This is a genomic window from Flaviflexus equikiangi, assembly GCF_014069875.1.
Classification (GTDB): domain Bacteria; phylum Actinomycetota; class Actinomycetes; order Actinomycetales; family Actinomycetaceae; genus Flaviflexus; species Flaviflexus equikiangi.
Map to the genome: position 1 here is coordinate 652,331 of NZ_CP059676.1, position 14,480 is coordinate 666,810.

A 14,480-nucleotide genomic window follows, 5' to 3' on the forward strand; every position below is an offset into this window, starting at 1 on the left:
TTGATGACCTCTGTAGTTGAGCTCAAACACGTAACAAAGAAGTTTCCAGGTGTTGTAGCCCTGCGGGACATGGGAATCGAAATCAAGCCCGGCGAAGTGCACGGTCTCATCGGCGAGAACGGGGCGGGAAAGTCGTCCCTGATCAAAGTTCTCACCGGAGTGTACAAGCCTGAAGAGGGAGAGATCTTCGTCGACGGGGAGATGCAGCACCTCACCTCCGCGCAGGATGCTCAGAACGCCGGTATCGCCTGTGTCTACCAAGAACTGAACATCATCCGCCAGGTGTCGCTGACCGACAACATTTTCCTGCGTCACCCGATCAAGAACAAGTTCGGCCTCCTCGACTACGCGACGATGAATGCACAGGCGACGAAGACTCTCGCCGACATGGGCATCACCGCCGACGTCACAAAGCCTGCCGCACTGTTCGGCATGGGAGTGCTCCAGATGGTCGAGATCGCGAGGGCGCTGCTGCGCGACGCGAAGCTCATCATCATGGACGAGCCGACCTCCTCCCTCGGTGAGACCGAGGTGAAGCAGCTCATGCGGGTCGTCCGCGAGCTGCGCGACCGCGGGGTCGCCATCCTCTTCGTGTCCCACAAGCTGGAAGAGCTGTTCGAGCTGTGCGATCGCGTGACTGTCATGCGGGACGGCGAGCACATCCTCACCGAGCCCATGAGCGAGATGACGAACGACAAGCTCATCAGGGCCATGGTCGGACGCAGCGTCGAGAACCAGTTCCCCGATCATGAGGCGGTCCCCGGTGAGGTCGCCATCAAGTTCGATGGAGTGACGTCCGTGGGCACGCTGAAGAACGTCAGCTTCGAAGCCCGATACGGCGAGATTCTCGGCTTTGCCGGTCTCGTCGGTGCCGGGCGCACGGAGACCATGCGCGCGATCTTCGGCGATCTCCCCATCGATTCGGGGGAGGTGTTCCTCAACGGGAAGGCCGTGAAAATCAAGTCACCGCAGGCGGCGGTCCGGCGCGGCATCGCCCTCGTGACGGAAGACAGGAAGGGGCAGGGTCTCGTTCTCAACCAGAGCGTGGCCGACAACCTCATCCTGTCCTCGTTCGGGAAAGTCTCGTCCAAGGGCTGGCTGCCGCCAGCGCGGGTGACAGACGTGGCGGAGAAGTACATCAGCCAGCTTCGGATCAAGACTCCGGATGCGAAGAATCAGGTGGGCAAGCTCAGCGGTGGCAACCAGCAGAAGGTTGTCATCGGCAAGTGGATGAACTCCGACTCCGATATTTTCCTCTTCGACGAACCCACCCGCGGCATTGACGTCGGTGCGAAAGTCGAGGTCTACAACATCATGAACGCCCTCGTCTCTCAGGGCAAGTGCGTCATCATGGTCTCCTCCGAGCTGCCAGAGGTTCTCGGGATGAGCGACCGCGTGATCGTCATGCGCGGAGGCGAGGTCATGGCAAGCATGAACCGCGGCGACGATGACTTCAACGAAGACGACATTATGAAAGCCGCCTGGGGCCAGAAGAAAGAAGAAGTACTGTGAACAAAAAACGACTTGCTGCAGTTCTGAGGCCCCTGGCCCCACTCGTAGCACTCGCGCTCCTCGTGATCGTCATGAGCGTCATGAACTCGGAGTTCGCCACCGTCAACAACTCGATGAACATCCTTCGACAGACCGCTGTCAACGGGTTCCTCGCGGCAGGCATGCTCCTCACGCTCATCACCGCCGGCATCGACCTCTCGGTCGGCACGAACGCGATCCTGTCGGCGGCCGCGATGGCCTACATCATGATCACGTTCGATGTCACGAACCCGATCGTTCTGTTGACGATGGCGCTCCTCGCGGGAACGACAGTCGGCCTCGTCAACGGCCTGCTCCTCACGAAGCTCAAGCTGCCCCACCCCTTCGTGTCGACGCTCGGTATGAAGTACGTGCTGGCCGGCCTCGCTCTCTTCCTCCTCGCGACCCGCACCGTCGGCGGCTTCCCCGAGGGCGTCATGTTCCTCGGCTCCGCTGATCTCGCGAAGGGGAATGGGTTCAACGGCTTCCCCGTCTCCTTCATCGCGATGCTCATCCTGTTCGTCGCCGTGCACCTCCTCCTCAACCGCACCTCCCTCGGTCGGTCGATCTACGCGGTCGGCGGCAACCCTGAAGCGACGCGCCTGTCAGGCATCAACACGGATCGCGTGCTCATCTTCGTCTACGCGGCCGCCGGCTTCTGCGCGGCAATCGCAGGCATCATCATCGTGGGCCGCTCGGGCGTGGCCAACCCCTCGGCCGGCATGTCCGGCAACTACGAGACCGATGCTATCGCCGCCTGCATCATCGGCGGTGCCTCCTTCACCGGCGGTAAGGGCAACATCTGGGGCACCCTCATCGGTGCGCTCATGATCTCGGTGATCAGGAACGGACTGACGCTCATGAACGCACAGTCCGACGTCCAGTTCATGGTGATCGGTGCTGTCATCATCATCGCGGTTGCCATCGACGTTCGTCGCAACGCATCCGAAGAGAAGCGACGACGGCTCGCCGCAGTCTAGATTCCTCCCTTGGTGCCCGGGCGTTCACGATGATCGCCCGGGCACTGCCCTGTGCCATGGCAGGAGTTCACGAACGTTGACGATGCGATTCCCGACGGGGCTCTCTGCGTCCGACTGTCTGCCGCGTCACAGAAGCGCGCTATGCATAATCGGGCACCAAAGTCCCGAAAAGTTGTGGATAAAGCAGATATAATAGCGATGTCCTGCGGCTTGTCGAGCCGTTAGCTTTCCACAAAGGCACCCGTTGAACCCCCGCACTCATCTTCTGTCACTCCTGCCGCGACCCCAAGACTTCACGATCATGAGACGTTATTGGAAGGGCGACATTGCGGCTGGACTGACCGTCGGCGTCGTGGCGCTCCCGCTGGCGCTGGCCTTCGGCGTCTCGGCAGGCGTCGGGGCGGCGGCAGGGCTGGTCACCGCCATCATCGCCGGTCTCGTCGCCACGATCTTCGGCGGCTCCAACCTCCAGGTCTCGGGACCCACGGGTGCGATGGTCGTCATCATCGCACCCCTTGTCGCAACACACGGAGGCGGGGTCGTCCCCACCCTCTCAATTCTTGCCGGCGTCATCGTCATCGTGGCTGGAGCTGCTGGCATGGGTCGAGCGATCTCCCTCATCCCGTGGCCCGTGATCGAGGGATTCACCCTCGGCATCGCATCGATCATTGCAATGCAGCAGATTCCGAACGCGCTCGGCATCGCAGCCCCTGACGAGTCGAACACTCTGAAAGCCACAGTCCAGTCGTTCGCGGCAGCACAGTGGCCGGAAGTCGTTGCACCGCTCACGCTGACGGTCGGAACGATCCTCATCATCATCCTCATGTCACGGTTCCTGCCATCCTGGCCAGCATCGCTTGTCGCCGTCGTCGCAGTAACAGCAGTCGTTGCCATCTTCGGCACGAATGTGCCCCTGATCGGTGCCCTCCCCGATAGTCTCCCGGCGCCCACAGTTCCCGATATCAGCCCCGATCTTCTCAGCCAGCTCCTTCCCGGGGCCGTTGCTATCGCCATTCTCGCCGGCATCGAATCTCTCCTGTCGGCACGCGTTGCCGCCGGCATGGTGAAGGGGGAGAGATACCACCCCGACCGTGAGCTCGTCGGCCAGGGGCTGGCCTCTGTCGCGTCAGGCATGTTCGGCGGAATGCCAGCCACGGGAGCCATGGCGCGCACAGCTGTCAACATCCGTGCAGGCGGCAGGACGCGGCTCGCCGTCATCATCCACTCCGTCTTCCTCTTGGCCGTGGTCTACCTTGCCTCCACCGTCGTATCGACGATCCCGCTGGCGGCATTGGCCGGTGTCCTCCTCGTCACGGCCTTCAACATGATCTCCTTCTCGACGGCCCGGACCATCCTCTTCACGACACGCTCAGATGCTCTCGTCTTCTGCCTGACGGCGGCAACAACGGTTGTTCTCGACCTTATTTGGGCCATCGGCGTCGGCGTGGCCGTCACGGGCGTCCTCGTCCTTCGCCACCTCGCGAGACAGTCCGGTGTCTACCGCGAGGACACCGCCGAGCATCGCAGGATCGCCATCCTCCGCATCGACGGAGCCATGTTCTTCGGCGTCTCCGACCGGATCGAATCGCAGATCCCTAAACTGGAATCGACCGATGTCGTGATCCTCCGACTCTCGCGTGTGGGGGTCATGGACGCGACGGGGGCGAAAGCTCTGGCAGATATCGCCCTGACGCTGCGCGAAGCGGGGATCGAGGTCCTCATCAAGGGCATCGATATCTCTCTCGTCGCACTCATCGAGGAGGTCGGTGTCATCGAGACCATCGGCGGGCGCGATCATCTCTTCACCAGCCTCGACGAGGCGCTGCGGGAGGCGGAGGCGATTGTCGAACGTCGCGCCACAGCATGAAAATGCTCCCTGGAAGGACCACTCGGTCCAGCCAGGGAGCACCTCGATAGAGCTAGGGTTCTCGACGCAGCGCACCGGGCTCGAGTTCCGCCCCACCGGGAACAGATGCGGGGGAGGGCGCCTCGACGGAGGTGCCGCGCCAGCGGCTCACCCACCTCATCGCGTGGTAGATGCCGATCGCGGCGAAGGACCCGAGTGCAATGCCTTCGAAGACCATGTCGCCCAGATGCCACGTGTAGTTCGCGATTGCGAGAACCATGGCAACGGCCGCCGTATTGAGGTTGACGGGGTCAGAGAAATCAACCTTGTTCTGCACCCAGATGCGGACGCCGAGCATGCCGATCATGCCGTAGAGAACCGTCGCGGCGCCGCCAAGCACTCCCGGGGGGATGGTGGCGATAAGCTGGCCGAACTTGGGGAACATGGAGAGTCCGAGGGCACAGATCGCCGCAACCACGTAGGCGGCTGTGGAGTACACGCGGGTGGCTGCCATGACGCCGATGTTCTCCGCGTACGTTGTGGTACCGGAGCCGCCTCCGGAACCGGCGAGAGCCGTGGCCAGACCATCGGCCATGAGGGCGCGTCCCGTCACGTCATCAAGATCCTTCCCTGTCATCGCAGAGACTGATTTGACGTGACCGACATTCTCGGCGACAAGCACGAGGACGACCGGGATGAAGAGGCCCATGAGGCTGAGGTCGAATGCGGGTGCACGGAACTCCGGTACGCCCACCCAGTCGGCGGAGGTGATGGCGTTGAAGTCCACCTCCCCCTGAACAACGGCCGCGATGTAGCCGGCGATGACGCCGAGCAGGATCGAGAGTCTGCCGATGATGCCGCGGAAGAAGACGGTGATGAAGAGAATGGCGGCGATGGTCACGACGGCGGTGACGGGAGCCTGCGCAACGTTGTTCCAGGCCGCCGGTGCAAGGTTGAAGCCGATGAGGGCAACGATCGATCCGGTGACGATGGGAGGCATGAGGCGGTCGATCCAGCGTGCGCCGGCAATGTGGACGATGAGGCCGACGACCGCGAGCGACAGGCCTGTCGCGATGACGCCGCCCTGCGCGAGAGCCGCGAGACCCTCGTCGAGCGGCTTGCCCCCGTTCGCCACATAGCCCGTCACGGCACCGATGGGGGCGAGGAGTGCGAAGGATGACCCGAGGTAGCTGGGAAGCCGGCCTGCGGTGATGAGGAGGAACAGAATAGTTCCGACGCCTGTGAAGAAGAGAGTCGTGGCGGGATCGAAGCCCGTGAGAAGCGGCACGAGGAATGTCGCGCCGAACATGGCGACAACATGCTGTGCGCCGATCCCTACCGTCTGGGGCCACGCGAGCCGCTCATCGGGCTGGACCACCTCTCCCGGGGCGATGCTCGTTCCGTCACCGTGCAGTTTCCAGCCTAATCGGGCCATGATGTCCTCCTTGTAGTGATCCGAGAGAAGCCTACGACCGGAGTCCGATAAGACCATTGCCGGTCCATGTGATCTTCGTCCGCACAGAAGCATTCGGCTCCCGGGGATCCACGGCGCCGCAGGCCCAGATCCGCAGGCACCGAACGGGGCAGGGCAACTGGATCTTCGTCCTGCACCGAGCCCGCCACCTGAGGAAACACGGTGATGACCGGAGCGTTCCCCAGGCCCGGATCGCCCGGTGCTGACAGGCGGCACGAGGCGGACGGGTGCGGAGGATGCGACGCGGATCACGCTCCCATCGGGGCACGGGCCGCATCGGGAGCGCCCTCGTTCTGGGGGATGGAGAGCTGCGGTGAGAATATGTCTCGTCTCACGGCGGCGGCTATGTCGCGGGGGAGGCGGATGCGAGTAATATAGAGAGAGCCGTCAACAACACGTGCATCGAGCAGGACTGTTAACCACGGCGCACTTTCTTCGGATTGTTGCGCAGGTGGGAGCATTTCTGCCAGACTAGGACGGTTGCTCGAGAGAGCGTGAAGACGTATGGCAGTCCCCAAGGGCTGTCTAGTAAATAAAATGGTTCACTTAAACCAACATAGGGCTGATTGTCGCGGGTCTTCCGCGGTGAGACACTCCCGGATGCGGGTACAAGTGAACACTGCGGTTAAAGAGAGGTAGACGACGCCATGGCGGGACAGAAAATCCGCATCCGGCTCAAGTCATATGACCATGAGGTCATTGATAGCGCGGCGAAGAAGCTCGTCGACGAAGTGACTCGTACCGGTGCACAGGTAGTCGGCCCGGTGCCGCTGCCCACCGAGAAGAACGTATTCTGCGTAATCCGTTCTCCTCATAAGTACAAGGACAGCCGCGACCACTTCGAGATGCGTACGCACAAGCGGCTGATCGACATTATCGATCCCACGCCGAAGACCATCGATTCGCTCCAGCAGATCGACTTTTCCGGTGACGTTAGCGTCGAAATCAAGCTCTGAGGTTCATCATGTCCAATAAAACTGAAGTGGTAGCCGCCGCGCCCAAGGCGCTGCTCGGCACCAAACTCGGCATGACTCAGGTCTGGGACGAGGCAGGTCGCCTGGTTCCAGTCACGGTCGTGCGAGTAGGCACCAACGTTGTTACGCAGGTGCGCACACCCGAAGTCGACGGCTACTCAGCCATCCAGCTCGCCGTCGGCGAACGGACGCCGAAGAACGTCACGAAGCCGATGCAGGGGCACTTCGCCGCTGCCGGCACCACCCCGAAGCGTCATCTCGCTGAGATCCGTACATCGGCCGCCTCTGAATTCCAGGCCGGCCAGGAGCTCACCGCTGACGTCTTCTCGGCTGGCGATTCCGTCGACGTTGTCGGCACGACCAAGGGTAAGGGCACCGCTGGTGTCATGAAGCGTCACGGCTTTGCCGGTGTCGGCGCATCCCACGGTTCGCACCGCAACCACCGCAAGCCCGGTTCGATCGGTGGAGCTTCGACTCCGTCGCGCGTGTTCCGTGGTTTGCGCATGGCCGGTCGCATGGGCAACGCCCGCACCACCGTCCAGAACCTGACCATCCAGTCCGTTGATCTCGAGAACGGCCTGCTCCTCGTAGCCGGCGCCGTCCCGGGCAACAAGGGTGGCCTGGTCGTAGTCCGCACCGCCACGAAGGGAGCCTGATCATGGCAAACCTCACCGTCGACATCCTCGACGCCGCTGGCGCGAAGTCCGGTTCGTTCGAACTCCCCGCGGAGATTTTCGATGTCGAGCTGAACATTCCCCTGATCCACCAGGTCGTTGTCGCACAGCAGGCAGCAGCCCGCCGCGGCACAGCCGCAACGAAGAACCGCGCAGCAGTGCGCGGCGGCGGCAGGAAGCCCTTCAAACAGAAGGGCACCGGCCGTGCCCGTCAGGGTTCGATTCGCGCTCCGCAGTTCACCGGAGGCGGCGTGGTCCACGGACCGCAGCCCCGCTCCTACGAACAGCGCACCCCCAAGAAGATGAAGGCAGCTGCTCTTCGTTCGGCACTGTCCGATCGTGCACGCGCTGGCCGCATCCATGTCGTCTCGGCTTTCGTCGAGGGTGACACACCGTCCACCAAGGCAGCCCTCGGTCTCCTGCAGACCGCGACCTCGAACCGCAAGGCCCTCATCGTTGTCTCGCACAACGACGTCGTGTCGACGAAGTCGGTTCGCAACCTTGCTGAGGCACACGTCCTCACCGTGGAACAGCTCAACACCTATGACGTCATGGTCGCTGACGATGTCGTCTTCACCGAGTCCGCTATCACGAGCTTCGTGGGTAACGGCCAGGAGGAGGAGAAGTGACTCTGGTACGCAAGGATCCGCGCGACATCATCATTCGCCCGATCGTCACCGAAAAGTCTTACAGGCTTGAGGAAGAGGGCAAGTACGTTTTCGAGGTTGCGCCCACGTCCAACAAGACGGAAATCAAGATCGCGATCGAGAAGATCTTCAATGTGAAGGTCGATTCGGTCAACACGATGAACCGCAAGGGCAAAACCCGCCGCACCCGCAACGGCATCGGCAAGCGCAAGGACACCAAGCGCGCCATTGTTTCGCTGCGCGAGGGTTCCATCGAACTTTACGGGCAGATCGGCTGAGGCCGGCAGGAAGATTGAGGATTTAACTCATGGGTATCCGCAAGTACAAGCCGACGACACCGGGTCGCCGCGGCTCGTCCGTGGCTGACTTCGTCGAGGTGACCCGCTCCGAGCCGGAGAAGTCACTCGTCCGTCCGCTGCACAAGACCGGCGGTCGTAACAACACTGGTCGTATCACCACCCGTCACAAGGGTGGCGGCCACAAGCGTCAGTACCGCGTCATCGACTTCCGTCGTCACGACAAGGACGGCATCCCCGCGACGGTCGCTCACATCGAGTACGACCCGAACCGTACCGCTCGCATCGCACTCCTGCACTACGCGGATGGCGAGAAGCGCTACATCATCGCACCGAACCGCCTCAAGCAGGGCGACCGCATCGAGCAGGGCGCTGGCGCCGACATCAAGCCCGGCAACAACCTGCCGCTGCGCAACATCCCCGTCGGCACCGTCATCCACGCTGTGGAGATGCGTCCCGGTGGCGGTGCGAAGATCGCACGTTCGGCCGGTGTCTCCGTCCAGCTGGTCGCGAAGGAAGGCAAGAACGCTCAGCTGCGTATGCCGTCCGGCGAGATCCGCAACGTTGATGCTCGCTGCCGCGCCTCGATCGGTGAAGTTGGCAATGCTGAGCAGTCCAACATCAACTGGGGCAAGGCTGGCCGCATGCGCTGGAAGGGCGTCCGCCCCTCCGTCCGCGGTGTTGTCATGAACCCGTTCGACCACCCGCACGGTGGCGGCGAGGGCAAGACTTCCGGTGGTCGTCATCCTGTGTCCCCCTGGGGCCAGAAGGAAGGCCGCACCCGCCACGCGAACAAGGCCAGCGATAAGCAGATCGTTCGCCGTCGCAAGTCCGGCAAGAACCGATAGGAGAGGGTTAACGATATGCCACGCAGTTTGAAGAAGGGCCCCTTCGTCGACGGACACCTTCAGAAGAAGGTCGACGCGCAGAACGAAAAGGGCAGCAAGAACGTCATCAAGACGTGGTCCCGCCGTTCGGTCATCACGCCGGACTTCCTGGGACACACGTTCGCAGTCCACGACGGCCGCAAGCATGTTCCGGTGTTCGTCACCGAATCCATGGTCGGTCACAAGCTCGGAGAGTTTGCTCCGACCAAGACCTTCCGAGGTCACGAAAAGGACGACCGCAAGGGACGCCGCCGCTAAGGCGCGCCGCGAGCCAGAAGAAAGTTAGGAACACATGGAAGCCAAGGCACAGGCGAAATACGTGCGTATTACGCCCATGAAGGCACGCCGTGTCGTGGACCACGTCCGCGGAATGCGTGCTGTCGACGCCGTCGACGTGCTGCGATACGCTCCCCAGGCTGCAGCGGAGAATGTCCGCAAGCTGCTGGAGTCGGCGATGGCAAACGCGCGCCAGGCTGCAGACAAGGCCGGCGAACGTTTCGACATCGAAGATCTGCACATCGTAGAAGCCTACGTTGACGAAGGTCCCACGATGAAGAGGATCCAGCCCCGTGCGCAGGGTAGGGCCAACCAAATCCTTAAGCGTACGAGCCACATCACGATCATTGTCGGCGACGAAGTCGCCGCATCGAAGAAGGGGAGGACCCGCTAGTGGGACAAAAGGTCAACCCGACCGGGTTCCGACTCGGCATTACCACCGAACATCGTTCGCGCTGGTTCGCTGATTCGACCGTCAAGGGACAGCGCTACCAGGACTTCGTCGCTGAAGACATCGCCATCCGTAACCTCATGGAGGTGGGACTTGAGCGCGCGGGCATCTCTCGCGTCAACATCTCCCGTAAGTCGGGTCGCGTCGAAGTCGACATCCACACTGCTCGCCCGGGCATCGTCATCGGCCGCCGCGGCGCCGAGGCCGACCGCCTCAAGCAGCAGCTCGAGAAGCTGACCGGCCGTGCCGTGCAGCTCAACATCCTCGAGGTCAAGAACCCTGAAGCAGACGCACAGCTCGTCGCGCAGGGAATCGCGGAGCAGCTTGCTTCCCGTGTTTCCTTCCGCCGCGCTATGCGCAAGGGCGTTCAGTCCGCTCTCCGTTCCGGCGCCAAGGGCATCCGTGTCCAGTGCGCAGGCCGTCTCGGCGGCGCCGAGATGTCCCGCTCGGAGTTCTACCGCGAAGGCCGTGTGCCCCTGCACACGCTCCGCGCCAACATCGATTACGGCTTCCACGAGGCCAAGACGACCTTCGGTCGCATCGGTGTCAAGGTCTGGATCTACAAGGGTGACATCACCGAGGCCGAGTACCAGCGTCAGCTGAACGAGGCTCCCCGTGGCCGTGGCCGCACCGGCGAACGTCGTGGAGGTGGCGCTCGTCGTCCCCGCCCGTCGACCAGGCCGGCAGGCGATCAGGCTCCCTCGACCAGCGAATCGGAGGCATAATGCTGATCCCTCGCAGGACTAAGTTCCGCAAGCAGCACCGTCCCACCCGTTCGGGTTACTCCAAGGGCGGCAACCAGATCGCGTTCGGTGACTACGCTATCCAGGCTCTCGAGCCGGCGTACCTCACCAACCGTCAGATCGAGGCTGCTCGTATTGCTATGACTCGTCACGTGAAGCGTGGTGGCAAGGTGTGGATCAACATCTTCCCGGACCGCCCGCTCACGAAGAAGCCTGCCGAAGTCCGCATGGGCTCCGGTAAGGGTTCGGTCGAGTTCTGGATCGCCAACATCAAGCCGGGCAGGATCCTGTTCGAGCTCTCCGGTGTTGACGAGAACCTTGCTCGTGAGGCCATGTCTCGCGCGCAGCACAAGCTCCCGATGAAGACTCGTTTCGTTATGCGTGAAGGCGGTGACAACTGATGGCAGTAGGAACCAAGGGACTCTTCCCCGAAGATCTCGACCAGATGTCCGACAAGGAGCTGGCAGAGCGTCTCTCGGAGTGCAAGACTGAACTCTTCAACCTGCGCTTCTCCGCAGCGACGGGGCAGCTCGAGGACCACGGTCGACTCAGGGCAGTTCGTCGCGACATTGCGCGCATCTACACGATCGCTCGCGAGCGTGAACTGAATATCCGTACCGCTCCGGCAGAGAAGGAATGAGGCAGACAGTGTCTGAATCGCAGAACACCGAGACTGTCGAGCGCAACTACCGCAAGACCGCACGCGGCTACGTCGTGTCCGACAAGATGGACAAGACCGTTGTCGTCGAGGTCGAGGAGCAGGTGAAGCACGCCATGTACGGCAAGGTGATCCGCCGCTCCAAGAAGGTTAAGGCGCACGACGAGAACAACGAAGTGCGCGTGGGAGACCTCGTGCGCATCATGGAGACCCGCCCGCTGTCTGCTACCAAGCATTACCGCGTTGTCGAGGTCATCGAGAAGGCCAAGTAGCCTTCTCCCCACCAACCCATCCGTTCGGCCAGGCTCGCAAGAGAACCGGCACGACGACAGGAGATAGTACATGATCCAGCAAGAGTCGCGGCTCAAGGTCGCCGACAACACCGGTGCGAAGGAAATCCTCTGCATCAAGGTGCTCGGCGGCTCTGGCCGGCGCTACGCCGGAATCGGCGACATCATCGTCGCCACCGTCAAGGACGCGATCCCTGGCGGAAACGTCAAGAAGGGCGAGGTCGTCAAGGCCGTCATCGTCCGTACCAGCAAGGAACGCCGTCGTCCCGACGGCTCGTACATCCGCTTCGACGAGAATGCAGCCGTGATCCTCAAGGCAGACAGCCAGGATCCCCGCGGTACCCGCATTTTCGGCCCAGTGGGTCGCGAGCTGCGTGACAACCAGTTCATGCGCATTGTTTCGCTCGCTCCGGAGGTGCTCTAAATGGCGAAGATCAAGAAGGGCGATCTCGTCCAGGTGATCGCAGGCCGCGATAAGGGTCTCCAAGGCCGCGTGCTGCAGGTCGACACCAATCGTGATCGTGTGATTGTTGAAGGCGTTATGCGCGTCAAGAAGCACACGAAGGCCGGCCAGCCCGGCTCGAGCACGAGCGGCGGCATCGAGACCGTCGAGGCCCCCATCCATATCTCCAATGTTGCCCTCGTCGGCCCGGACAAGAAGCCGGTCCGCGTTGGTTACAAGGAGGTCGAGGTCGAGCGTGACGGTCGCGTCCGCAAGACCCGCGTCCGCATCGGCCGCCGCGCCGGAGAGGAGATCGAGCTGTGAGCGAAGCAACCGCAGACAAGGTAACCCCTCGTCTCAAGACCAAGTACCGCGAGGAGATCGTTCCCGCGCTTGTCGAGCAGTTCTCAATCCAGAACATCAACCAGGTTGCGAAGCTTGAGAAGATCGTCGTGAACATGGGCGTCGGAGACGCAGCCCGTGACTCGAAGGTCATCGAAGGCGCCATCGCCGACCTGACAGCGATCACCGGCCAGAAGCCGCAGGTCACGAAGGCCCGCAAGTCCATCGCACAGTTCAAGCTGCGCGAAGGACAGGCCATCGGTGCACACGTCACCCTCCGCGGTGACCGCATGTGGGAGTTCCTCGACAGGCTTCTCTCGCTCGCGCTGCCCCGTATCCGCGACTTCCGCGGCCTCTCGCCGAAGCAGTTCGACGGACACGGCAACTACACCTTCGGTCTGACCGAGCAGTCAATGTTCCACGAGATCGATCTGGACAAGATCGATCGTGTGCGCGGCATGGACATCACGGTCGTGACCACCGCTGACAACGATGAACAGGGCCGTGCCCTGCTCCGCAGCCTCGGCTTCCCGTTCAAGGAAAACTGAGAACGCTTTGAATAGTATTCACCCGCTGGTAATTCCATCTACGTCGCAGGTCCTAAGGAAACCGCGACGGGAAGGGGCGCAGGCCCGATGACAATGACAGACCCTATCGCAGACATGCTAACGCGTCTGCGTAACGCCAACTCGGCGTACCACGAGACGGTTTCCATGCCGTACTCGAAGCTCAAGGGAGCTATCTCCGAGATCCTCGTTCGCGAGGGCTACGTTGAGAGCTTTGACGTTGACGATGCAGAGGTCGGCAAGACTCTGACGATCAACCTGAAATTCGGCCCGAACCGTGAGCGTTCGCTTGCTGGCCTTCGTCGTATCTCGAAGCCCGGCCTGCGCGTTTACGCGAAGTCGACCAAACTGCCCACCGTCCTCGGTGGCCTCGGCGTGGCGATCCTCTCCACGTCCTCAGGGCTGCTGACCGACCGCGAGGCCAAGGATAAGGGTGTGGGCGGAGAAGTCCTCGCCTACATCTGGTAAGGGAGGTACACAGAAAATGTCACGTATTGGCAAGCAGCCTGTCACCATCCCCGCCGGTGTCGATGTCACCATCGATGGTTCGACCGTCACGGTGAAGGGCCCCAAGGGCACCCTCTCCTACGTCGTCCCCGCACCGATCACCGTCGCCCAGGAAGACGGCGCCATCATGGTGTCCCGTCCCAACGACGAGCGTGTTTCGCGTTCGCTCCACGGCCTGGTTCGCACACTCATCTTCAACAACGTTGTCGGCGTGACCGAGGGCTTCGCGAAGAAGCTTGAGATTGTCGGCACCGGTTACCGCGCGATCGCCAAGGGTTCCGACCTGGAGCTGTCGCTCGGCTACTCACACACGATCATGGTGGAGGCGCCGGAAGGCATCTCCTTCCAGCTCGAAGGCAACAACAAGATCACCGTGTCCGGTATCGATAAGCAGCTGGTCGGCGAGACTGCGGCGAAGATCCGCAAGCTCCGCAAGCCTGAACCGTACAAGGGCAAGGGCGTTCGCTACGCCGGCGAGCAGGTTCGCCGCAAGGCCGGAAAGGCTGGTAAGTGATGGCTTTCTCTATCAAGGGCAAGGGCAAGTACGTCGCTCGCAAGCGTCGTCATCTCCGCCTCCGCAAGAAGATCACCGGTACGACTGCGCGTCCGCGCCTGGTTGTCACCCGATCCAATCGCCACATTGTCGCTCAGGTTATCGACGACACCGTGGGCCACACCCTGGCCTCGGCGTCAACCCTCGAGGTCGACATGCGAGCAGACAGCGGCGACAAGACCGCGAAGGCACGCAAGGTTGGCGAGCTCGTCGCTGAGCGCGCCAAGGCTGCAGGCATCGAGGCTGTCGTGTTCGACCGCGGCGGGAACCAGTACCACGGTCGCGTTGCGGCAGTGGCAGAAGGCGCCCGCGAGTCCGGGCTGACCCTGTAGTTGACGGAACGA

Annotated in this window: 21 protein-coding genes; 20 read left to right on the top strand and 1 reads right to left on the bottom strand. The window is 62.2% G+C overall.

Going from position 1 to position 14,480, the window contains the following annotated elements:
* The first annotated feature begins 3 nt into the window (after positions 1 to 3).
* From H2O75_RS03075 to H2O75_RS03085, 3 genes are all read left to right on the top strand, one after another.
* Complete coding sequence (locus tag H2O75_RS03075; protein WP_220462767.1) at positions 4 to 1,512, top strand: sugar ABC transporter ATP-binding protein; 1,509 nt, start codon at positions 4 to 6, stop codon at positions 1,510 to 1,512.
* Positions 1,509 to 2,510 (top strand): ABC transporter permease, encoded by a 1,002-nt coding sequence (locus H2O75_RS03080; protein ID WP_220462768.1) that lies wholly within the window; start codon positions 1,509 to 1,511, stop codon positions 2,508 to 2,510. The genes H2O75_RS03075 and H2O75_RS03080 overlap by 4 nt, the downstream gene beginning before the upstream one ends.
* A gap of 301 nt (positions 2,511 to 2,811) precedes the next feature.
* Positions 2,812 to 4,377, top strand: a complete 1,566-nt coding sequence (locus H2O75_RS03085) for a SulP family inorganic anion transporter (RefSeq protein WP_182173509.1) — start codon at positions 2,812 to 2,814, stop codon at positions 4,375 to 4,377.
* 52 nt (positions 4,378 to 4,429) lie between these two features.
* Here H2O75_RS03085 and H2O75_RS03090 read toward each other — a convergent pair whose 3' ends face one another.
* Complete coding sequence (locus tag H2O75_RS03090; RefSeq protein ID WP_182173512.1) at positions 4,430 to 5,791, bottom strand: uracil-xanthine permease family protein; 1,362 nt, start codon at positions 5,789 to 5,791, stop codon at positions 4,430 to 4,432.
* Between the two features lie 686 nt (positions 5,792 to 6,477).
* On the opposite strand from H2O75_RS03090, the gene rpsJ reads away from it, so the two are divergent.
* The 17 genes from rpsJ (at position 6,478) to rplR (ending at position 14,468) form a co-directional block, all read left to right on the top strand.
* The gene (gene rpsJ, locus H2O75_RS03095) at positions 6,478 to 6,786 is read left to right on the top strand and encodes a 30S ribosomal protein S10 (protein ID WP_126042150.1); all 309 of its coding nucleotides are present in this window, start codon (positions 6,478 to 6,480) and stop codon (positions 6,784 to 6,786) included.
* An 8-nt stretch (positions 6,787 to 6,794) separates the two neighbouring features.
* On the top strand, positions 6,795 to 7,460 hold the full coding sequence (gene rplC / locus H2O75_RS03100) for a 50S ribosomal protein L3 (RefSeq protein ID WP_182173515.1): 666 nt from the start codon (positions 6,795 to 6,797) through the stop codon (positions 7,458 to 7,460).
* A 2-nt stretch (positions 7,461 to 7,462) separates the two neighbouring features.
* Entirely contained in the window at positions 7,463 to 8,107 is a 645-nt protein-coding gene (gene rplD / locus H2O75_RS03105) for a 50S ribosomal protein L4 (protein ID WP_182173518.1), read from the top strand.
* Positions 8,104 to 8,403 carry a 50S ribosomal protein L23 gene (gene rplW / locus H2O75_RS03110; protein WP_182173521.1) on the top strand — a complete coding sequence of 100 codons (300 nt, stop codon included), beginning with the start codon at positions 8,104 to 8,106 and terminating at the stop codon, positions 8,401 to 8,403. The genes rplD and rplW overlap by 4 nt, the downstream gene beginning before the upstream one ends.
* 29 nt (positions 8,404 to 8,432) lie before the next feature.
* A complete protein-coding gene (gene rplB, locus H2O75_RS03115; RefSeq protein WP_182173524.1) occupies positions 8,433 to 9,269 on the top strand; it encodes a 50S ribosomal protein L2 in 837 nt (278 codons plus the stop codon).
* 15 nt (positions 9,270 to 9,284) lie between these two features.
* Positions 9,285 to 9,566 carry a 30S ribosomal protein S19 gene (gene rpsS, locus H2O75_RS03120; RefSeq protein ID WP_182173528.1) on the top strand — a complete coding sequence of 94 codons (282 nt, stop codon included), beginning with the start codon at positions 9,285 to 9,287 and terminating at the stop codon, positions 9,564 to 9,566.
* Between the two features lie 34 nt (positions 9,567 to 9,600).
* Positions 9,601 to 9,978 (top strand): 50S ribosomal protein L22, encoded by a 378-nt coding sequence (gene rplV / locus H2O75_RS03125; protein WP_182173532.1) that lies wholly within the window; start codon positions 9,601 to 9,603, stop codon positions 9,976 to 9,978.
* A complete protein-coding gene (gene rpsC, locus H2O75_RS03130) occupies positions 9,978 to 10,760 on the top strand; it encodes a 30S ribosomal protein S3 (RefSeq protein ID WP_182173535.1) in 783 nt (260 codons plus the stop codon). Before rplV ends, rpsC begins: the two co-directional genes overlap by 1 nt.
* Positions 10,760 to 11,179 (top strand): 50S ribosomal protein L16, encoded by a 420-nt coding sequence (gene rplP / locus H2O75_RS03135; RefSeq protein ID WP_182173538.1) that lies wholly within the window; start codon positions 10,760 to 10,762, stop codon positions 11,177 to 11,179. Before rpsC ends, rplP begins: the two co-directional genes overlap by 1 nt.
* Positions 11,179 to 11,418 carry a 50S ribosomal protein L29 gene (rpmC, locus tag H2O75_RS03140; RefSeq protein ID WP_182173541.1) on the top strand — a complete coding sequence of 80 codons (240 nt, stop codon included), beginning with the start codon at positions 11,179 to 11,181 and terminating at the stop codon, positions 11,416 to 11,418. Before rplP ends, rpmC begins: the two co-directional genes overlap by 1 nt.
* A gap of 8 nt (positions 11,419 to 11,426) precedes the next feature.
* On the top strand, positions 11,427 to 11,708 hold the full coding sequence (gene rpsQ / locus H2O75_RS03145; protein ID WP_316932749.1) for a 30S ribosomal protein S17: 282 nt from the start codon (positions 11,427 to 11,429) through the stop codon (positions 11,706 to 11,708).
* A 70-nt stretch (positions 11,709 to 11,778) separates the two neighbouring features.
* A complete protein-coding gene (rplN, locus tag H2O75_RS03150; RefSeq protein ID WP_182173547.1) occupies positions 11,779 to 12,150 on the top strand; it encodes a 50S ribosomal protein L14 in 372 nt (123 codons plus the stop codon).
* A complete protein-coding gene (gene rplX, locus H2O75_RS03155) occupies positions 12,151 to 12,492 on the top strand; it encodes a 50S ribosomal protein L24 (RefSeq protein ID WP_182173550.1) in 342 nt (113 codons plus the stop codon). It begins immediately after the preceding gene.
* Positions 12,489 to 13,058, top strand: a complete 570-nt coding sequence (rplE, locus tag H2O75_RS03160) for a 50S ribosomal protein L5 (protein WP_182173553.1) — start codon at positions 12,489 to 12,491, stop codon at positions 13,056 to 13,058. The genes rplX and rplE overlap by 4 nt, the downstream gene beginning before the upstream one ends.
* A gap of 87 nt (positions 13,059 to 13,145) precedes the next feature.
* Complete coding sequence (gene rpsH / locus H2O75_RS03165) at positions 13,146 to 13,544, top strand: 30S ribosomal protein S8 (RefSeq protein ID WP_182173556.1); 399 nt, start codon at positions 13,146 to 13,148, stop codon at positions 13,542 to 13,544.
* A 16-nt stretch (positions 13,545 to 13,560) separates the two neighbouring features.
* Positions 13,561 to 14,097 (top strand): 50S ribosomal protein L6, encoded by a 537-nt coding sequence (rplF, locus tag H2O75_RS03170; RefSeq protein WP_182173559.1) that lies wholly within the window; start codon positions 13,561 to 13,563, stop codon positions 14,095 to 14,097.
* Positions 14,097 to 14,468 carry a 50S ribosomal protein L18 gene (rplR, locus tag H2O75_RS03175; protein WP_182174863.1) on the top strand — a complete coding sequence of 124 codons (372 nt, stop codon included), beginning with the start codon at positions 14,097 to 14,099 and terminating at the stop codon, positions 14,466 to 14,468. Before rplF ends, rplR begins: the two co-directional genes overlap by 1 nt.
* The last annotated feature ends 12 nt before the right edge of the window (positions 14,469 to 14,480 follow it).